The 20,562-nt window shown below is 36.9% G+C and carries 19 protein-coding genes; 12 read left to right on the top strand and 7 right to left on the bottom strand.

Going from position 1 to position 20,562, the window contains the following annotated elements:
* Window positions 1–59: 59 nt before the first annotated feature.
* Window positions 60–248 (bottom strand): acyltransferase, encoded by a 189-nt coding sequence (locus D0S48_RS07865; protein WP_144537333.1) that lies wholly within the window; start codon window positions 246–248, stop codon window positions 60–62.
* A 98-nt stretch (window positions 249–346) separates the two neighbouring features.
* Window positions 347–1,171 carry a DUF2599 domain-containing protein gene (locus D0S48_RS07860; protein WP_151111095.1) on the bottom strand — a complete coding sequence of 275 codons (825 nt, stop codon included), beginning with the start codon at window positions 1,169–1,171 and terminating at the stop codon, window positions 347–349.
* 316 nt (window positions 1,172–1,487) lie between these two features.
* Here D0S48_RS07860 and D0S48_RS07855 point away from each other — a divergent pair, with 316 nt between their 5' ends.
* The 4 genes from D0S48_RS07855 to D0S48_RS07840 all read left to right on the top strand — a co-directional run bounded on the left by D0S48_RS07855 (window position 1,488) and on the right by D0S48_RS07840 (window position 5,841).
* The gene (locus tag D0S48_RS07855) at window positions 1,488–1,946 is read left to right on the top strand and encodes a hypothetical protein (RefSeq protein ID WP_151111093.1); all 459 of its coding nucleotides are present in this window, start codon (window positions 1,488–1,490) and stop codon (window positions 1,944–1,946) included.
* Window positions 1,947–2,373: 427 nt separating this feature from the next.
* Window positions 2,374–4,584, top strand: a complete 2,211-nt coding sequence (locus tag D0S48_RS07850; protein WP_151111091.1) for a hypothetical protein — start codon at window positions 2,374–2,376, stop codon at window positions 4,582–4,584.
* 172 nt (window positions 4,585–4,756) lie between these two features.
* Window positions 4,757–4,999, top strand: coding sequence for a hypothetical protein (locus D0S48_RS07845; protein WP_144537341.1), 243 nt, complete (start codon window positions 4,757–4,759; stop codon window positions 4,997–4,999).
* A gap of 185 nt (window positions 5,000–5,184) precedes the next feature.
* On the top strand, window positions 5,185–5,841 hold the full coding sequence (locus D0S48_RS07840; protein ID WP_144537343.1) for a ribonuclease H family protein: 657 nt from the start codon (window positions 5,185–5,187) through the stop codon (window positions 5,839–5,841).
* 88 nt (window positions 5,842–5,929) lie between these two features.
* Here the strand turns inward: D0S48_RS07840 and D0S48_RS07835 are convergent, their stop codons facing one another.
* The 3 genes from D0S48_RS07835 to D0S48_RS07825 all read right to left on the bottom strand — a co-directional run bounded on the left by D0S48_RS07835 (window position 5,930) and on the right by D0S48_RS07825 (window position 7,985).
* Window positions 5,930–6,754 (bottom strand): aldo/keto reductase, encoded by an 825-nt coding sequence (locus tag D0S48_RS07835; RefSeq protein WP_151111089.1) that lies wholly within the window; start codon window positions 6,752–6,754, stop codon window positions 5,930–5,932.
* 144 nt (window positions 6,755–6,898) lie between these two features.
* Window positions 6,899–7,300, bottom strand: coding sequence for a hypothetical protein (locus D0S48_RS07830; protein ID WP_144537347.1), 402 nt, complete (start codon window positions 7,298–7,300; stop codon window positions 6,899–6,901).
* Window positions 7,301–7,502: 202 nt separating this feature from the next.
* Window positions 7,503–7,985, bottom strand: a complete 483-nt coding sequence (locus D0S48_RS07825) for a sigma-70 family RNA polymerase sigma factor (protein ID WP_191696570.1) — start codon at window positions 7,983–7,985, stop codon at window positions 7,503–7,505.
* Between the two features lie 261 nt (window positions 7,986–8,246).
* Here D0S48_RS07825 and D0S48_RS07820 point away from each other — a divergent pair, with 261 nt between their 5' ends.
* Window positions 8,247–8,723, top strand: coding sequence for a competence protein ComK (locus tag D0S48_RS07820; RefSeq protein WP_191696569.1), 477 nt, complete (start codon window positions 8,247–8,249; stop codon window positions 8,721–8,723).
* A gap of 214 nt (window positions 8,724–8,937) precedes the next feature.
* Window positions 8,938–9,462 carry a hypothetical protein gene (locus D0S48_RS07815; RefSeq protein ID WP_151111083.1) on the top strand — a complete coding sequence of 175 codons (525 nt, stop codon included), beginning with the start codon at window positions 8,938–8,940 and terminating at the stop codon, window positions 9,460–9,462.
* Window positions 9,463–9,729: 267 nt separating this feature from the next.
* Here the strand turns inward: D0S48_RS07815 and D0S48_RS07810 are convergent, their stop codons facing one another.
* A complete protein-coding gene (locus tag D0S48_RS07810) occupies window positions 9,730–11,043 on the bottom strand; it encodes a helix-turn-helix domain-containing protein (protein WP_151111081.1) in 1,314 nt (437 codons plus the stop codon).
* Between the two features lie 107 nt (window positions 11,044–11,150).
* Between D0S48_RS07810 and D0S48_RS07805 the strand changes: the two genes are divergently transcribed.
* From D0S48_RS07805 to D0S48_RS07795, 3 genes are read left to right on the top strand one after another with little or no spacing between them, the layout of a single operon-like run.
* The gene (locus tag D0S48_RS07805) at window positions 11,151–12,686 is read left to right on the top strand and encodes an AbgT family transporter (RefSeq protein ID WP_225321714.1); all 1,536 of its coding nucleotides are present in this window, start codon (window positions 11,151–11,153) and stop codon (window positions 12,684–12,686) included.
* 24 nt (window positions 12,687–12,710) lie between these two features.
* Window positions 12,711–14,027 (top strand): amidohydrolase, encoded by a 1,317-nt coding sequence (locus tag D0S48_RS07800; RefSeq protein ID WP_305076195.1) that lies wholly within the window; start codon window positions 12,711–12,713, stop codon window positions 14,025–14,027.
* The gene (locus tag D0S48_RS07795) at window positions 14,020–15,456 is read left to right on the top strand and encodes a M20 family metallopeptidase (protein ID WP_151111079.1); all 1,437 of its coding nucleotides are present in this window, start codon (window positions 14,020–14,022) and stop codon (window positions 15,454–15,456) included. Before D0S48_RS07800 ends, D0S48_RS07795 begins: the two co-directional genes overlap by 8 nt.
* 484 nt (window positions 15,457–15,940) lie before the next feature.
* On the opposite strand, the gene D0S48_RS07790 is transcribed toward D0S48_RS07795, so the two are convergent.
* The gene (locus D0S48_RS07790; protein WP_151111077.1) at window positions 15,941–16,912 is read right to left on the bottom strand and encodes a bile acid:sodium symporter family protein; all 972 of its coding nucleotides are present in this window, start codon (window positions 16,910–16,912) and stop codon (window positions 15,941–15,943) included.
* 211 nt (window positions 16,913–17,123) lie between these two features.
* Between D0S48_RS07790 and D0S48_RS07785 the strand changes: the two genes are divergently transcribed.
* From D0S48_RS07785 to D0S48_RS07775, 3 genes are read left to right on the top strand one after another with little or no spacing between them, the layout of a single operon-like run.
* Complete coding sequence (locus D0S48_RS07785) at window positions 17,124–18,194, top strand: tartrate dehydrogenase (protein ID WP_151111075.1); 1,071 nt, start codon at window positions 17,124–17,126, stop codon at window positions 18,192–18,194.
* 12 nt (window positions 18,195–18,206) lie between these two features.
* On the top strand, window positions 18,207–18,953 hold the full coding sequence (locus tag D0S48_RS07780) for an SDR family NAD(P)-dependent oxidoreductase (protein WP_151111073.1): 747 nt from the start codon (window positions 18,207–18,209) through the stop codon (window positions 18,951–18,953).
* A gap of 14 nt (window positions 18,954–18,967) precedes the next feature.
* The gene (locus D0S48_RS07775; protein WP_151111071.1) at window positions 18,968–20,404 is read left to right on the top strand and encodes an aldehyde dehydrogenase family protein; all 1,437 of its coding nucleotides are present in this window, start codon (window positions 18,968–18,970) and stop codon (window positions 20,402–20,404) included.
* Window positions 20,405–20,562 lie beyond the last annotated feature (158 nt).

Here is a 20,562-nt window from a genome sequence, read left to right as displayed (position 1 = left end):
TAAAAATATAAAAGATCCTTTCTAGCGCTCTGGCTAGGAAGGATCTTTTATACTTTGAGCTATTCTACTTTAAATTCAAACTTCTTTACATAGTTACATTGTTCACATGCCATCCCATTTTGTTTGCTAGTATCGGGATCTTGATAGTAGATTAAATCAAATCCGCAAACATCGCATTCCATTTGATGAAAAATAATACGTGGACCTATAACTGAGTCAAGTAAATTAGTAAATTCTATATGTTGCATTCTCCATGCTCCTTATTGTTGGTATGTATAAATATAGCAAAAACGTTTTTCAAAATTCGTCGAAATTTGGAGGAAACTAAATTATTTCCGTAGACAATTTATTTTGTACTTGGATTACATGAAGCCATAATAGTTGAAAAATAGCCGACATTTTTTCTAGCAGGCTCTAAATTCCACTCGTCCTTAGTTTTTGCAAAATCGAAATGACAATCAAATTGATTTTGTAATCCACTTATATTGCTCCATTTTTCATCATACTTATGAAGATCGACAAGTTTGTTCCACGCATCTAATCTCTTTAATGTCGAAATTTCATAGTTAGCAGAAGTTAATAGATAAGGACTAGGTATCATGCTGACAGAATCTAGTTTGCCTCTTGTAATCCACTGATTTTTAGAAAAGTAGGTAGTAATATCTGGACTGGAAATTTCTATATCAATAGTTACTGGGTCTAAAAGTTTATTTGTTTCAATTTTTAATTCGAGTATGTTTTTATTTTTTACATTTGTAGTCACTTTTAATTTGTTTTGAGCTTTTTCTGTTGAAATGAAAAATAAACCGATAGATTCATTTTTCTTATTGAATATATGTCCTGCATTGTATTGCTTCCCTGAATCCTCTTTGTAGAGAACTAGATATTCATCATTATAGAAACTAAAAGGAATTTCTACTACTGTAGATGATGTTGAAGGAAGAACTGTAATAGATTGTTTTATACGAGCATCTTTTTTTTCTTTTATAGTTTCTTTAGGCAAAATTATAAAAGGAGAAACCTTTTGAGTAGCCGGTGACCCAACGCCTATTTTGTTTCCTGAAGATGTAGTTATAAAGGCATTGTTGTTTGATGGATGTGCAGAAGCAGTATTACCAAATAACGTTAGTGAAGCGAAAAATACGATGAATATGTACCTATTAAATTTCATGATATAAATTACCCTTCTGTGTTTTATAAATTACATTATAGCAGGACTTATTTCATAAAAAAAGACATTTTTAATTAAAAAAAGGAATATTTTTGATTTAGATTTATTAAATAGTATTAATGACTTATTCTTTGTGACTAAAAAAAGTCTAAACAAATAGTTCTAGTGTTTTAGACCTGTTATTTCAAATGTATTACAGGTGCCTGGCACCTGTAATACATTTGAAATAAGTTGGAGGGTATTTTGTTATTTTTTTCTTAAATATATGTTATTCTAGTAAGTAGAATTAATATTCAGATATTAAGGTGGAGGGCTTATGACGATGAAAATAAAAAGGTATCTCTCTTTGTTTGTAATTACCGTTTCTTTTATTCTTCTTACTAGTGTGTATGCTGAAGCCGCGGTAAAAGTCATGTGGGGAAAAACAGAATTAAAAGTAGGGCAAATTGGGAAAGTAACTGTACAATCTAATACAACTCTTTGGAAAATAGGTCCAGATCAGTCTTTAATAAAGGTGAGAGATTTGAAGAAGGGAGAGGAGTATCGAGTGTATCGTTATACAAATGATCACAATGGTCTTTATGGAGTAGGCGGAGGGAACTTTGTGAAAAAGGATATTTCTATTAAATATGAAACACCAAGCAAAGCTAAATTAAAGCAGTTAAACGGTGACAAGCCGGATGTAGTAGAAACTCCTGCTAAGCCAAAACCTGGTGATACTCTCCCAGTTGAGCCACCTATAACCGATAAGGTGGAGGTTATTTCTGTGGATTAATGAGGTGACTGTCCTATTTTAAGGGGCAGTTTTTTATAAAAATTATATACTGCTAGAAAATACCGTGAACTTAATGTTCGCGGTATTTTTATTATTTAGAGCGAAACCGCTCTAGTATATTTCCGGATTATTAGTTATAACAAGGCAAGTAATTATTCAATAATCTTAAAGTCCAATTAATTGTACATTTGAGCAGGAGGATAAATATACTTTTATCGTTCGTACTCAATGTAAAAAAGGTCTTAATCGGAACAATTGATAAAGTCAGCTTCCGGATTTTTTTGTAGGTACACTGTTTCGGTAGTTTAAGGATAATAAAGGAAATTAAATAAAATTAATTGGTAAAAAATTCTTCCTTAATTTAGTAAAAATTTTACCTTAATTTACATGTTATGATTAAACAAAAAGAAGGAGCATAATACTATCTATGATTAAAGCTACTAAAATTGCAGTTATTGCCACGGTCTTTATTGCTACGGCCCCCGTCCCTTCAGTTAATGCTGCTGGGAATGTAAATCAGTTAGTCACCAATGCGATAAACGCAGGCACTATATTAAAATGGGCAATATCTGTTGAAGGCTTTGCGAACTTTAAAACAAGGCCGTATGCGGAATATAATACAACGAAAAATTACATAGAAGCTGCCGAAAAAGCTTCGTCACAACTTTCCCAATCGGAAAAGTTAAATGTGCACGCTAGATTGGTCGATGCTAAAATACAAGTAAAACGAGCACAGGCATACATAGACGCAATCACCTCCAGTGAAAAAATTAAAGAACTCACCAACAATATGAATTCATCTATAGCATCGGGGGAACTTGATAGGATTGAGGCAACTTACCATTTGGCAACTGCCGAATATCGAAAACAAACTAAGCTGCTAGATCGAGTCTATGGGCAGTCCACACGTGATGGAATTCGGAACTCAGTGAAGCCTACTTTTGAAGCACTAATGAATTCTGTTCAATATGATGTAACTATACATATGCATTTAGAAAAGGCAAAGAAATTACTAAAGGAAGAAAAATACATAGAAACCGATCTTGAATTAATGAAGGCTTATGAATACTTAAATGGCTATAAGGATAGCTTAAGTTTTTACTCAAAGTTACAAAATAACTATGAATCCACACTAAATTCAGTTCCGTTGCTTCCACTTTTTGCAACTACAGATGGAAAAAATACTGTGACTGTGAAACTATCTAAAGCTCTGTTAACCAACTCTTCTAATTTAGAGGCTGCCCAGTTTAAAATTTCCGGGGAAATTGTTCAGCATGCCAGATTATCGGAGGATAAGAAGTCCATTACATTAACAACCACTGATTTAAACGGAGACACTGATTATGTACTTACCTGGAAAGGAAGTGAAATAATCTTTACTACACCAGAGGTTCCGGATAATTCTGGTATATTGTTAAATGATTTAGAGGAGCGATATCTCGAAACTACAGATACGCATGTATACATCGCTAAACTTACGAACAGTGATAATTCTCCTTATAATGGCCGGGTAAGAATAAGTCTAGCAAATAATAATGGAGAGCCAACGACTGGAGTAATAACTTCAGTAAATGGCCACGTAGAAGAAGCGAGTCAGGAGTGGAGATCCTATGCGGATCAGAATGGACATGTTGTTTTCACTGTTGCGGCAGGTGCTGGTACATATACTAATGTGCAGCCAACCATTCAAAAGCTAGATGGCAATGAAACGAGTAAACAAGCAGCGGTCACTCATTTTTATCAGCTGCAAACTAACTCAGGTGTATATGATTTTCAGATAGAAAATGAAACCATACATAAGGAAGCTGGTTATATAGTAGTTAATGGGATGAAATATAAATGGGATGCGAATGATTTATTCTTTATTCATGGTCAGCTTATCTCTAAGGAACAATTTGAAAGAGCTTTGACTAAGGGAGATATGCTAACTTTGGGCTATGATGTGAGATTAGAGAATGCATCCACTTGGAATATAGTATCTGATATCACTCAACACGCAGCTGTAAAAATTACAAACCCGGCTCAAAGCCCACTTACCTTTGATGGTTCTTTCTATGAAATAAGTGGCACAGCACACCCAGGTAACAAGGTGAAGGTTTATCGGAACAGTGTTTATGTAGGAATGGTAACAGTAGATGAAGATGGATATTGGAGCCTAGGAACAGTAAGCCTTCTTCAAAATATGGAAAATACATTTGTTGCCTATCAGTATACACCTGGACAGGACGGAATTGATGGTGAAGGGGCAATCAATACTGCAACTAATACTATTTTGGAAGGAGCTTTTGCCTCTACAGCAATTACTTACCATGATGAAGGATCTAATGGTATCTCTATAACAGACACGTTTGATTTTTCCTTTTTGAATCCTTCCTACGGTCATTCCTTTAAACGGTCATTATCTGGAACGTTAACTATTAATGACGGGTTAGGGAAATCTGTTGTGTTAAAAGTAGATTACATAGACGGGAACACATTAAAGGTAATCGACTTTATCTCCAGAGAAGAAGGCTTTAACTTTGAATCCTCTTTGTTTGTTATTACGTCCACTACAGGAATAATTAATCAAGACCAGTTAAAGTATAGTGTGGAGGCTTCAAAATTAGAGGGAACACTTCTAAAAAAGACATCCTATTAAGCTATTCCTCGACATATTTCCCGGGGAATTTTATTAAAGCAGAGGTTAGTCTTGTTTAGGGAAAATTATTAAAAAATATTTATTGGGTTTCTGACCGGTTTCGACATTTTTTTTAGAATCCTTTCTATAGAATATAAAGTAGCAATATCTAATATTGAAAAAGGGTGATAAAGTGCTAAAGGTAAATGTTATTCTAGGTAAAACATCCTTTACGGAGTACATGATTAAAAAATTACAGGAGGACTACGAGAATATCCTAATTGTCATGGACTATAATCATTTGGATGAAACGGAGCCCATTATTGAAAACGGAGCTCTCTATTGTTCGCCGAATCAAGCAAAAACTTACATAGAAATTGCAGGAGAAGTTTCATTTCATCGATATGGTTACGTTAAACCACGGCTTAATAACTAAGAACAAGCAAATAGTCGTTCATGGACGAACCATGAACGACTATTTTAGCGAAGGACAGCCTCATCTAAATTGGATTTTATTGCTTTTCCGGAAGTCTATAGATTAGTAACATAAAGTGTTGGAAAAAGGGTAAACTATTAGAAAATATTCCGTAAGTAGCAACAAAATGTGAGGAGGAGCTAGAGATGAAAATTCGTATAGAATGGACCTATACTACGCCTAGAGGAGCAGAAACATTTTTTCGCTCAGATGAAATGCCTGTTGCTCAGGCGCTTCTCATGGCGGAGGATATACAGAAAACTGGCAGGGTGAAACATCTAGATTTCATCGATCAGTATGATAGTTCATGGATGATGAAGGAGTTAAAAAGCTATCTTAAAAGTATCGAAACCGAGCCACATAATGTACGTGTCTTTTTTGATGGGGGTTTTGACATACAAACAAAGATGTCAGGCATGGGATGTGTTATCTATTATGAACAAAACGGAAAATTCTATAGACTTCGAAGCAATGCGCCATCCGAGCATTTAATATCAAATAATGAAGCAGAGTATGCAGCACTCAATATGTGCTTACAAGAGTTAGATATACTCGGTGTTCACCATATACCTGTGACATTTATTGGGGATTCCCAAGTGGTCATTAACCAATTGAGTGGAGAGTGGTCAGTGATTGAGCCAAGTCTTTCAGGATGGGCAGATCGTATAGAAGCGAAAATGAAGAAACTAGGAATTGATCCTACATACGAGCTAATTCCCCGTAAGGAAAATACCGAGGCAGATCGATTAGCAACCCAGGCGTTAAACGGGATAGAAATCCTGGCAAACAGTGAATTATTATAAAGCTACTTAGAGCAAATTCAAGGCTTTAATTACAGGAGAAAAACCCACATCCAATAAGTCAAGGATGTGGGTTTTTTATGGCATGTAATTAACGAAGATTCATCTCATTTGGATGAGAGCCTTTTCGTCGGTCCTTATTTAAGTTGTTAATAAGTTCTATTTCATTATTTGTCAGCTCAAAATCAAAAACCTGGAAATTCTCTTCTATTCTAGAAGGAGTCACCGATTTAGGAATAACGATTGTATTGTTTTGTAAATGCCAACGGAGCACAATTTGTGCAGGTGATTTGCCATGTGATTTTGCTATTTGTTGAATAGTCTCATCCTGCAAAACTTCTCCACCTTGGTCAAGTGGGCTCCAAGCTTCCACAAAAATATCATGTTGGGCGCAGAATTTCTTAATTTCATTTTGCGCTAAGTATGGATGGCATTCAATTTGGTTCAATACAGGCTTAATTTCACACTCTTTTAATAGACGCTCTAAATGTTCTACTTCAAAATTACATACACCAATTGCTTTTACGCGCCCTTCTTTATAAAGCTTTTCCATAGCTTTATAAGTCTCAACATATTCATCAAACTGGGGAGTCGGCCAGTGAATTAAATACAAGTCTACATAGTCCAGCCCTAAACGTTCAAGGCTCTCATCGAATGCACGTAATGTATTTTCATAGCCTTGGTCGCTGTTCCAGACCTTTGTAGTGATGAATAACTTCTCGCGAGGAACATCTGAATCCTTTAAAGCTTTTCCTACACCATGTTCATTTTTGTATATCATTGCAGTATCAATTGAACGATAGCCCACTTCAAGGGCTGTGGAGACAGCTGCAGTTGCTTCATCATTAGGTACTTGCCAAACTCCGAAACCTAGCTGAGGCATTGTTAATCCATTGTTCAAAGTAATAAAGTTCATTCTACATTTCTCCCATCCTGCTTAGATTAGTTTACTTTTGTTATTACCCTTTAAGTTTAATAGATAATCTTACAAGACGCATCTATTTGGTATTAATATGAAAAGCCTGTACTTTGCAAATAACAAAGTACAGGCTTTTCATCATTATTTAGGTGGCATTCTTTTAGTGTTTTCTTGTTTAGCGGGGGAATCATTGTTATCTTCCTGCAGAGATTCCTCCGTAATTGGTGCTTGTTTCTTTTTCTGTGATTTAGGGAAATCTTTTTTGCCATTCCCGTCTTGCACTTTTTCATTGTAATATTGCACGCTTGTCATTGCACCTTCTTCAATCATACGGTTATCATCTGGATCACCAGGATCCGAGAAACCTGCTTTTGTCATTTGAGTAGGTGCATGTCTTCGTGAGTCTCTATAAGATTCCACTTTAGCTTTAGTGTTTTTCATTGCAACCTTTGCTTTTTCACGATTTTCTAATTTATATAAATACATAATGGCGAAGGCAGCGATGCCTCCAATGAGTACTGCTTGCTTGTCGATTTTTGACATTCCAATCACTCCCTCTTGGTCTTGTTCTAATAATACCCATTTAAAAAGTTAACCAAACACAGAAAAATTTATATGTGCTGGAGCTATTTACTAATGTAACGTTCTTAAAGCAGTAAATTCTTAGGTTATTCTAAATTTATAAAAATAAAAACAAACGGTGGCACAAGCGCTAAGAGGATTTCATTTACCAGTAATGATGCAGTTAATTACTCATCTCCTTCCTCAATTTTTTTAGCAACCGTTCTTTGCGTTTTTTTATACCGGAAAGAGATATTCCGGCTTTTATTGCAGCTTGCTGTAGGGAAAATTCTTCAACAAATATCCATAGTAATAATTCTATTTCATGGGAAGGAAGTCTTTTTAACACGGTTGCCAATTGCTCATTTTCTATATGCAAAAGCTGGTCATGATCTATCAGATTGCTCAACCGGTCATGTTCTAGTAATTGAAATCGTTCTTCTATGAGGTTTTCTTTTTTTAATTCATCTAGCATTGCTCCATATATGGTTCTATAAGCAAATGGAGTAAAATCTCCTTTCGAAGAGTCATATTTTATCCAAGCCCTCCATAGAGCGATAAATGCTGCTTGTTTGAATGCATCATGATTTTTATAAATGTTTAATCTTCTTAAGCAGGCAGAAATCATTGGTTTATATTTCTCTAGAACCTGTTCAAAATTATTCACTATATATCCCTGTTCCATCATGCATGATTGTTTTTTCCTAGGTAGCAACAATATAACCTGTCAAAATAAAAGGAGCGAACACCCAAATTTAAAGTATGCCTGGGAAAACGTGAAGAACATACTAAGAAAACTTAATATTAGATAATAAAATATATAAAATTACATAATATATTAATAATTACAATTATTCAGTATAATTTAACTATACAAGAGATAAATGTTTTAGTATTATTTAACTAAGGAGAAACTTGGGGAGGGAGTTTGCTGATTTATTGTGATTCTTTGTTCATAACGATGAATACTCTTATGCTTGAGTCAGGTTTTACTAATGGATATAATTCCAAAATAACTACTAAGCATGGAATCTTTCAATCCAATTTATCAGTGGTTCAATTGCTAGAAAATGCTTGTCTTCGTCATGCTTCTACATTAGAAGGTCGAATACAGGCAACTAAAAGGTTAATGAGTTATTTTCAAAAAACTCCAATTATAATAGAACCGGGGAAGATTGCTGCTTTTCCAACGATGTCCTATAATAATTTGGAGTGTATATGGATATTTAATCACTTGTTTCATATAGAGGAGCTAGGACAAGGAGAATGCCTTCTTACGTTTTATAACAGAATGACTGTTAAGGTTGCCGCTTCCAAATACGTCCTTATTAAACAACAGGAAAGAATGCACGCGATGATTAATACTTTTGGCTTATTAGGCAGATACTCTGACTTACAAGGGTGACTTATTGATTGCTGACTGCTTGACGAAAAAATATATAGGGTTTCTCCTTGAGGAAACGACTGTTGGCTCCATACGCAGTCGCTTTTTTTATGAGACAATAAAATTTGAAGTTCATATTATTGTCAAAAATAACTATACTTTTAAGTCTAAATATCTATTATGATAAATAAAGATAGAAAATAAGAACTATTCACAATACTAAGGGGAGAAAATGATGGATATAGCTAATGTGTACATAGATTATCAGCTTAATATGGAGGAAGGTACTTCTCTCATTAATGTTCTTGCGCAGGGAATTGTATATGAGGATGGAACAGAAGAACCAATTCAAGTCGGAGAGGCTTGCTTACATTTATTTAATACGCAAAAGAGTTCTTATATAGAAGTTTGTGGTGAAGCAGATTGTTTATCTAAAAGTTTATCCTATTCTCTCCGAAACTTAGACAGGTTATGCGATATTAATAAACTCTCTGGACTTATTGCGATTTTTCATTCTTTAAAAATTGATGCTAGCTGGAGTGGCAAGGGGGTTGGTCAAGTTTTTTATAAGAAGATTGAGGAGCAGCTTGTTTTATTAAATGTTGAAATGATCTTACTTACCACCTGTGAAGATGAAATAGGTAAGGATAATACTAGCGATTTACCTGTTTATTTTAAAAATCTTGGCTTTTATCCATTTCAACAAAGCGGAGAACCTATTATGTACAAAAAGCTTTTAAATCCATATATTAAAATATAGAAAACAGCTGAGTTTTTCAGCTGTTTTTCTTAAGTATAGAGGATAGTTTTAAAGTCTTGCTGCGATGCCTTGTCCCTTTAGGTAAAATAGGAAAGTTGTATTAGCATGTTGAAGCATTCTCAGCTAATATTAATAACTTATTTTCTTTATTAAGCGATAAAATAAGCACTTAGAAAGCTGTATGAGCTTCAAATTAAAAAGCAGAAATAATTAATCACGCTTTAAAAATTGCATAGACGGAACACGCATCTTAAGATCAAACAGTCTTTAAATATCTTCCAACTGGATCTGATAAACTTTTTTAGGTCTCCCTCTCAGCTTCTTTTGCTGTTGAGTTGTAACAATTGCAGCCCCACTCTCCTCTAATTTTTTTAAAACTCTGTTGGCAGCTCTTTCGGTAATACCTAAATGAATGCTTAAATCCTCTGCCGCAAGGATGTTAGTTTGCAATTTGTCCATCACGGCTATTATTTTTTTTATTTGTAGCGACGAGGTGTGTAATTTTGCGCTTAATAGTTCTATTTTGGAATCGTATTTTGTGTCTACAAGAATCTGCTCCTCGTTACCTAAAGGTCCTATCAAATGAGCTTCCTTTGTTAATATGTAAGATTGTGTTTCGGTTGCTGTACAAAGATGAGATGCCTTTTCTGCGTTTAACTGAGCAACCTGTATGGAATGACCAATTCCCCAACCAATTTTAACTGCAAAGGGTAGTTCGGTTGTTAGAAAAGTAACTAGCTGACATTGTTTCATTTCCCCGGTAATAATTTTGAAATCGCTAAAGTTTGTAATAATTTCATAATATAGAGCGCTTTGATGAATGATAAACTTCATATTATTCTTTCTGCTGAAATCTAATATCGCCTTATAAAGTGACATTTGGCGGTATTCTAAATCTCGGATATTATCGCGGCTGATGGTAAACTCCAAATGGGCAATGACTACTTGATTTTCGATTAGTTGTAGAAGTTGAATTTCTTTTAGTAATGCCTCAATCTGGATAATCATACTTCTTTCTGATGGAACAACTAGTATAAGGTTAACTCCGTAAGGCTTTAACATGTCAGGTAGTCGGCTTAGTCTAGTCATACATACATCTACTTTATTTTCCTGCCATAGCTTTATGTGATATTCTGACATTTTTTCGTACACTTGCTGATCAGCATAAGATTGCATAGTAGCTCCAAAGATATATGGAAAGTCCTCCTCGGTTGTCCATTCCTTTACCCCTAAATAATCGTTCTCATCATATAAAAAATCAATCAAACATCTTTTCATTTGAAAGTCTTTGTTAGTATACATATACTCCGTCAATGTGCGATAGAAATCATTTGGAGTGACATCAAAATGCAACATAGGGATGTCAACTTGAGGGAAGTGCTCTTTCACAAAAAAATGTGGGATTTGACCACTAAATAAAATACCGTCGACTAAGGTAATTTGCTTTAAAAATATCTCTTTTAAATGTTCAAGAGATTCATATACCCTAAAAATATATTCACAAGGATCAGTCGGAAGAAATTCTACCTTCTTGACCCATCCCAGTGAGTTTTCAGTCGTAAAAATTAATATACGAGCCATTGTTTTAATGTTCTCCTTTTTCTAAAAATTTGTTGAATTTTGTTTTATTATAGTTTACCCTATTGTTTAAAGACAGGTGCAAAAAGTGTCTTTTAATAACAGAAGGGGTGATTATTATTACAACTAACAGTGTAGAGGTGAATGAGAACGGCAAGTTTTCCAAGTTTCTATCTTTGATTGAAAGGATAGGTAACAAGTTACCAGACCCATTTATTCTTTTTTTCTATCTAACTCTTGCATTAACGATAGTTTCTTGGATTTTAAATTTCTTCCAAGCAGAGGTCATCCATCCGAATACTCAGGAAACGGTTGTAGTTAAGAGTATTTTGTCAGGGGAAGGTCTGCAGTTTATTCTAGCTAATACTCTTACAAATTTTACTAGTTTTGCTCCACTTGGTCTAGTACTGACGATCATGTTGGGAATTGGATTAGCTGAAAAAGTAGGCTTGTTAGAAATGCTTATGAAGCGTGCAATTGTTAACACACCTAAAAAAATTATTACCTTTGCTGTATTCTTCATTGGTATTTTAGGAAATATTGCTTCAGATGCTGCTTTCGTAGTAATTCCGCCATTGGCTGCCTTAGTTTTCTTATCGGTCGGAAGACATCCTCTTGCTGGTTTAGCTGTAGGGGTAGCGAGTACCGGCATTGGTTTTACAGCAAATGTACTTATTGCTGGTACGGATGCATTACTTTCCGGCATTTCCACAGAAATTGCTAAGGGAATAAATCCCGACGTAATAGTAACACCTTTAGATAATTGGTTTTTTATGAGTGCCTCTACGTTTTTACTCGCAGCTGTAGGCACGATTATTACTGAAAAATATGTTGAACCGCGCCTTGGTACTTATACAGGGGAGCAACAAGCGTTTACAAAAGAAATTAGTCCTCTGGAAAAGAAGGGCTTACGTAATACGCTAATTGCTGCCATTATTTTTATTGCCATTGTAGTTATTGGTATGCTAATTCCTAATTCACCACTTTTAAATGAGGATGGCACTCTTTTACGCTCTCCATTTTTGTCAGGAATTGTTCCAATATTATTCTTGTTCTTTGTAACTGTTGGTATTGTATATGGCGTTTCTATTAAAAAAATACAATCCACAGCTGATGTACCTAAAATTATGACAGAGGCTATTGGTAGTTTGTCTGGTTACATAGTGTTAATCTTTATGATTGCTCAATTTGTTGCCTATTTTAACTGGTCTAATATAGCCATTTGGTTAGCCGTCAATTGTGCGGATATTTTGAGTGCACTCAATATGACGAATATTTTTGTCATTGTATTATTTGTTATTTTGGTTGCATTTCTAAGTTTATTTATCATCAGTGGTTCGGCATTATGGGCACTAGTTGGTCCAGTGTTTATCCCAATCTTTATGCTATTAGGGTATCATCCAGCGTTTATCCAGCTTGCTTACCGTATCGGGGAATCCTCGACGAACATGGTGACTCCCCTAAATCCTTATTTTGCGATTATCTTATCGTTTATGCATATTTATGATAAGAAAGCAGGTATTGGTACGCTTATGTCGTTAATGATTCCATATACGATCATCTTCTTAATCGTATGGATAGCTCTAATGTTAGTTTTTGCATTTTTCGGAATTCCGATTGGACCAGGAGTGTCTTTATATTTATAAATAAATGAATGAGGAGTGAACGTATTGAATTTATTTACAATCCCTTCTAATTCATTGAAGCAAATGATTGCATGGAGAAGAGATTTTCATAAGTATCCGGAGGTAGGCTGGACGGAGTTTCGTACAGCCTCAATTATCGCCTATGAACTGCAGAGTTTAGGCTTTCAAGTGCAGGTTGGAAAAGAAGTGGTTTCGGAGGAACGCATGGGTGTCCCTTCAGAGGAAATTTTGACGAAGGTTTATGAAAGTGCTAGAACGAATGGCGGAAATATTGGATTTATAGACAAAATGGTCGGTGGCTATACTGGAGTAGTAGGTACGATAGAAGGAACTAAAACAGGACCAACGATTGCCTTCCGTTTTGATATGGATGCTTTAGACATTTTGGAATCAAAAGAAGCAGGTCATGCTCCTGAGTTAAACGGGTTTAGCTCTACTCATGCTGGAAGGATGCATGCTTGTGGTCATGATGCCCACAGCTCGTTAGGCTTAGGACTGGCAACCGTACTATCGCAAAATAAAGAAAAGATAGAAGGTACCATTAAAATTATATTCCAGCCAGCAGAAGAAGGGGTTCGTGGAGCAAAATCGATGGTAGATGCAGGTGTTGTGGATGATGTCGATTATTTCCTAAGTATGCATGTTGGCACCGGTGCCCCTTTAGGAACAGTTATTGGGGGATCAAATGGGTTTTTAGCTACTTCCAAAATAGATGCAAAATTTACTGGGAAGGCTGCACACGCTGGAGCAGAACCTGAAAAGGGAACAAATGCATTATTGGCAGCAGCGTCTGCGATTCTTGGTCTTCATTCTATTTCACGACATAGCGGAGGAGCCTCTCGGATTAATGTAGGAACTTGTGTGGCAGGGGATGGCCGAAATATTATTCCCTCTCATGCCACATTGAAGCTAGAAACTCGTGGTGAGAATAGCGAGGTGCATACATATGTTCATGACCAGGCTATTTCTGTATTAGAAGGAGCAGCCCAAATGCACGGTGCAAACCTTTCCTATGAAATTGTTGGAGCCGCAAGAACCTGTTCGTCTTCAAGAGAATTGGCAGAACTTGTGATAAAGGCAGCCAAAGATGTGTCAGATGTAAATCAAACAATTCCAATTGCTGATTTTGCAGCTGGCTCTGAGGATGCGACATTCATGATGGAGCGTGTCCAACAAAATGGCGGTCTGTCCACTTATTCCATTTTTGGTACTACACTAGCAGCTGGCCATCATCATGAAAAATTTGATATCGACGAAGCGGTGCTACCCATTGCATTGCATACTTGGTTAGCTACAATCGAACAAATTTATCAAAATGAAAGAAGGGGCGCTAATGATTAACATAGAAGATCAAATTGCTAGTTTAATAGAGTCATATCAAGAAGAAGTTATTCAATTGAGTGATCGCATTTGGGATATTCCTGAAACACGCTTTCAAGAATATGAATCGTTTAAGATATTGAGTAATTTTCTAGAGAGAAAGGGCTTTAAGGTAGAGCGTGGAGTAGGTGACATTGAGACAGCATTTACTGCTACCTATGGTGACGGTGGACCGGTCATCGGCGTATTAGGTGAATTTGATGCGTTGTCTGGTCTTAGCCAAAGAGCAGGTTCGCCAGTAAGAGAGCCACTCATTGAAAACGGCAATGGCCATGGCTGTGGGCATAATTTATTGGGAACTGCAGGCATTGCCGCAGCCCTTGCTTTAAAGGATTTAATAAAAGAAGGCAGAGTGAAGGGAACGATTAAATACTTTGGATGCCCTGGAGAAGAAGGCGGATCAGGTAAGACATATATGGTTCGTGATGGAGTGTTTGAAGGAATTGATGCCGCTCTTACATGGCATCCAAATTCATATTCAGGAATATTTTCTTTTTCATCTCTTGCAAACTATCAGGTATATTTCTCGTTTGAAGGGAAGGCAGCCCACGCAGCAAACTCACCTCACCTTGGCAGAAGTGCTTTAGATGCGGTGGAGCTTATGAATGTCGGGGTTAACTATTTAAGAGAGCATATTATCTCAGAGGCAAAGGTTCATTATGCGATAACCAATTCAGGGGGAGCATCACCAAATGTTGTGCAATCAGATGCGGAGGTATTGTATTTAATCCGTGCCCCTCATTTAAAAGATGTGGAATCCATCTACCAGCGTGTTGTTAAAATTGCCGAGGGAGCTGCATTAATGACAGGCACCAAGATGACCGTGAAATTTGATAAAGCTTGCTCTAACTATATCCCTAACCATGCGTTGAATGTTGTAGTAAATGAAAAGCTACAGTACTTTGGCTTGCCTACTTATAATGAAGAAGAGATGGCATATGCTAAGGCGATGGCTGCAACGATTACTGCCGAGGAAGTGGAGGCTGCAATGATTGATGCAGAAAAGCTTTCGGCATACACAGTATCGGAAGGATTTTATTCTGAGGAATCACCATTTTTCACTGAAATCATTCCTTATGTGAAAAATCGTGAGGTTATGCAAGGTTCTACGGATGTTGGCGATGTCAGTTGGATCGTTCCAACCGCTCAATTTTTCACGACTTGTTTTGTAGCAGGAACACCGTTGCATACATGGCAGCTTGTTTCACAAGGGAAAACCACTTTGGCACATAAAGGTCTCCTCAATGCAGGTAAAGTAATAGCAGCAAGTGCAGTGGAACTATTTGATATTCCACAGCTCATTGATGAAGCGAAGAAAGAATTGTTGAAGCAGGTAGGAGATGGGTACAAAAATCCTTTACCGGCAGATTTACGCCCAAGCGTCATATAAAATAGAAAAGCCCTATGACAATTAAGTTTGTCATAGGGCTTTACATGTGATGATTTGGTGTTCGTTTGTATTTTATTCAAAAGTTCTGGGCTGCTTTACGACAATGCCTTCCAATTGGGACAACTCCTGGCTGGCTGCTTTACTACAATCCGAGCCTATTTTACGACAATCGGTGGCTGATTTACTACAATCAGTAGCCGGATTACTACAATCCCACTGTACTTTACGACAATGCCTTCTTGTTGGGACAACTCCGGGCTGCTTTACTACAATCCGAGCCTAGTTTACGACAATCGGTGGCTGATTTACTACAATCCCGCGGTACTTTACGACAATCCCTTTCAGTTGAGACAACTCCGGGCTGCTTTACTACAATCCGAGCCTAGTTTACGACAATCGGTGGCTGATTTACTACAATCCCACGGTACTTTACGACAATCCCTTAATCGTTAAGTTAATTAATAGCTAGCGGCGAGCCTTCTTTTTATATATGTTTTACTTTTGCAGATGTAGCAGTGTTTTCATCTTCTTTGATATTATGCTTAGCCCAATAGGATGCTAGGAAGGTGCCAGTAATAACTTGCCAGGCTGAGGCAAAAGCGCTTGGTAAAGCCGCTAAAGGCGAGAAGTAACTATTAGCCAATGATACTCCAAGGCCTGAGTTTTGCATTCCAACTTCTATAGCAATAGCACGTTGGTCCTGCTTGGATAATTTAAATAATTTTGCAGCAATGTATCCTAGGAGTAAACCAAAGGCATTATGCATTAAAACAGCAACGAAGACTAATAATCCAGCTGTTGCGATATTTTCTTTGTTTCCTGCGACAATTGCTGAAATGATAATTGTAATAGCAACAATCGATACTAGAGGTAGTATTGGGATACTTTTTTCAGTTACGGAAGGCAAAAATTTACTAATAATCAATCCTAAAATAATTGGGACAATTATGACCTGTACAATGGACATAAACATAGACATCGGATCGACTGGAAGCCATTGACCTGCAAAAATCAGTAAAAGTAAAGGGGTCATAACAGGTGCCAGTATGGTAGAGACGCTTGTCATTGTTATAGATAATGGCACATTTCCCTTTGCTAAGAAAACCATGACATTAGAGGATGTACCTCCAGGGACACTACCGAGTAATACTAACCCTGCTGCCAAATCGGGAGAAAGCTGTAAAAGGTAAGCAATAACAAAAGCAATTGTAGGCATGATGGAAAATTGAGCAACCACTCCAATGAGGACTGGAATAGGATTAGTAAACACTAGTTTAAAATCTGAAGCTTTTAAGGTAAGTCCCATTCCAAACATAACTATTCCAAGTAAAATCGTTATGTAAGAAGAAAACATGGTAAAGGCACTTGGTATTATAAAAGCTAATATCGAAAACAGGATAACGATGAATGCAAAATACTTTCCCGCAACGTCGCTAATGGATTTAAGTGTTTTCATTACTTTCCTCCTAATTTATATGCTTGTGTCATATCATAAAACTGATTATATATTAATTTATTATATACACAACCATTTTTAACTGTTTTAATTTATGGCAAATTAAATTATTTGATAATTTAAAAGAGTTCGTCAAATAACTTTACCATATTAATCTATGAATGTTAATATGATAATAATTTATTAGAAAATAAGAGGAAGAAGTGAATATATGATACATAAAATTGCTTGTATTCCTGGGGATGGTATCGGTCCAGAGGTTATTGTTGAAGCGCAAAAAGTTCTTAAGCTTGCTAGTGATTTGCATGGTGGTATCACATTTGATATTACCCCATATAAATGGAATTGTGATTATTATTTAAAACACGGTAGAATGATGCCAGAAAATGGTCTTTCTATTCTAGAAGACTATGAGGCTATTTTATTTGGAGCGGTTGGAGATCCTAAAGTACCGGATCACATATCAGTATGGGAGTTAATCTTACCAATTAGGAGGAAGTTTCAACAGTATATTAATTTGCGCCCAATAAAGCTATTAAAAGGAATTCAGAGTCCTTTGGCAGGTAAAGGTGTTGATGATATAGACTTTGTGGTTGTTCGAGAAAACACTGAAGGAGAGTATTCAAATAGTGGTGGTCGTCTTCACACTGGAACACCTCATGAAGTAGTTGTTCAAAATAGCGTATTTACCCGCATGGGTAGCGAGCGAGTGATTAAATACGCATATGATCTTGCGCAGAAAAAAGGCTCCAAGCATTTATCCGTAGCTACGAAATCAAATGCAATCAATTACTCCATGCCGTTTTGGGATGAAGTCGCAAAAGAGATAGGAGAAGGGTACCCAGAGATTGAATCAAAATTTTATCATATAGATGCACTTGTAGCATTCTTCGTTACTAAGCCTGAAATCTTTGATGTTGTTGTTGGCAGCAATTTATTTGGGGATATTTTAACGGATTTAGGTGCTGCTATTTCAGGCGGACTAGGTATCACACCGTCAGGGAACATCAATCCAGAGAAGAAGTATCCATCGATGTTTGAGGCAATTCATGGCTCTGCTCCAGATATTGCTGGGAAGGGCATTGCCAATCCGATTGCTCAGATTTGGAGTACTTCATTGATGTTAGAGCATTTAGGATATCCTGATTTGGCAAAAGTAATCGTGGATGGAATAGAAGACACGTTAGTCGAGGGTAAGGTCCGGACCCCCGACTTAGGAGGTAGTGCCAACACGACTGAATTTGCAGAGGAAATTATGAAACATATTATAAATTATGCATAGGAGGGATAGAGCATGGGCGTAGTAGAACATAAAATAATCGTAGTTACAGGTGCAGGCGGTGGAATGGGGAATGCAGTAGTGCGAGATTTGCTTGAAGAAGGAGCAATCGTAGTAGCACTAGATATTAATCTGGACCCCCTTAGTGATGTGACACATGCAAACTTACGAGTAATGAAAATTGATTTGTTAAATGAAGATAGTATCCAAAACGTCTTTAAAGAGATATATGAGGAGTTTAATAAAATTGATGGCTTGGTCAACATAGCTGGTATTGCACAAGCAGCAAAATCAATAGTAGATGTAGAACTATCTGAATGGCATAAGCTAATAAATATAAATGCTACGGCAATCTTTTTAACTTGTAAGGAAGCAGTTCGCTATATGAAGGCTGCTAAAAACGGGTCCATTATAAATGTAGGGTCAGTTTCTGTAACCAGACCGCGTCCAGGTCTTCAAAGCTATGTCGCTTCTAAGGGGGCAGTTGAGGCATTCTCTAAAGCACTTGCTTTAGAAACGGCGCCTTATAATGTACGAGTAAATGTATTACATCCAGGACCATCTGATACAAATATGCTTGGACAATTTTCATCACAAGAAGGGGAAGTAGTGTTAAATAAAAATATTTTTGCAGAGAGTGTTCCTCTAGGTAGATTGATTAAACCATCTGATATTTCCGCGACGGTTGTTCATTTATTATCCGATGGAGCTCAAATCATAACAGGCTCCGTCATTCATGTAGACGGTGGAAGAAATATTTAAGGGAGGTAATTATCATGGATAACATCAAAATGCTAATTGGTGGAGAATGGATTGGCGGTGATGAATGGATTGAGGTTCGGAATCCTGCTTCAAATGATGTAATTGCTCAAATAGTCCGAGGTAATGCAGCCCATGCAGATCAGGCAGTCAATGCAGCAAGCAAAGCATTGAAAAGTAAAGAATGGAAAGCTATAAAGCCCTATGAAAGAGGACAGTTGTTAGTTGAATTGGCAAACTATGTTCGAGAGAATGCAGAGGAGCTAGCAGTGCTCGAATCTAATGATGTAGGGAAGCCACTGCCTCAAGCTAGAGGGGATGTAGAAGCAGCCGCCCGATATTTCGAGTTTTATGGAGGAATTGCCGATAAAGTATTTGGGGATAGCATTCCTATTGAAGAAAATTTGTTAAATGTCACAGTGGTGGAGCCAATAGGTGTAACCGTACATATTATCCCTTGGAATTATCCTATCCAAATTACAGCTCGAAGCGTGGGTGCGGCACTTGCGACAGGAAATGTAGTAATTGTAAAAAGCTCGGAGGATACGCCACTGTCTACAAATTTCTTAGCTAAATGGTTTCATGACAAGCTTCCAAAGGGTGTTTTCCAGCATCTGACTGGCTATGGTGCAGAAATTGGAGTAGCGTTAAGCTCCCATAAGAAAATAAACCAGATTACCTTTACTGGTTCTGTTTCCACTGGAATTTCAGTGATGCAGGCTGCCGCAGAAAATGTTGTTCCTGTCACACTAGAGTTAGGTGGAAAGTCACCTAATATTGTGTTTCAGGATGCTGATTTAGAACGTGCATTGCCTGCAATTGTTAATTCCATTACTCAGAATGCTGGACAAACTTGTTCAGCTGGGTCACGCTTATTAGTACAGGATACAATAGCAGATGAGCTGTTAGAGCAGCTTGTTATAAGGTTTGGAGAACTCACGGTAGGACCAGCCTCAAGCAATGCAGACGTGGGTCCAATCATTAACCAGAAACAATATACTCGAATTTTGGAGATATTGGATGTAGCGACCAAGCGTGGAAGGGTGTTAGTTGGTGGAAAAGCGATACAAGTAAGTGCCTTTGAAAATGGCTTTTATATTAGCCCCACAATCATTGAGGCGTCTAGTCATGATGATAATTATGTACAGGAAGAAATTTTCGGTCCTGTTTTAAGTGTTGTCCGCTTTCATTCAATAGAAGAAGCGATTGGGCTTGCCAATGATACGGAATATGGTCTCGTTGCGGGCGTATGGTCAAAGGATATTGACGTTGCTCATTATGTGGCTGCCCGTGTGGAGGCAGGTCAGGTGTTTGTAAATACATATGGAGCAGCTGGTGGTGTGCAGATGCCTTTTGGTGGCTATAAAAAGAGTGGGATTGGAAGAGAAAAAAGTCATTTAGCCGTTCAAAACTATGTGCAAATTAAAAATCTAGCAATTCATATAAAATTATAAAATGAAATAACCAATCTTCTGAGCAGAGATTGGTTGTTTTTTATAGGGGAGAAAGATTATTTTTAAAAAATCGGAACGATATGCCTAAACAGATTGCTAGGATGCGAGATTTCACCTATTTAGAAATAAAAACAAATAGTGTAGAATGATTCATGCTT

The sequence above is a fragment of the Psychrobacillus sp. AK 1817 genome, assembly GCF_008807035.1.
GTDB classification, from domain to species: domain Bacteria; phylum Bacillota; class Bacilli; order Bacillales_A; family Planococcaceae; genus Psychrobacillus; species Psychrobacillus faecigallinarum.
The sequence above is the reverse complement of the archived record's forward strand: the minus strand, read 5'-3'. Positions and strand labels throughout refer to the sequence as shown.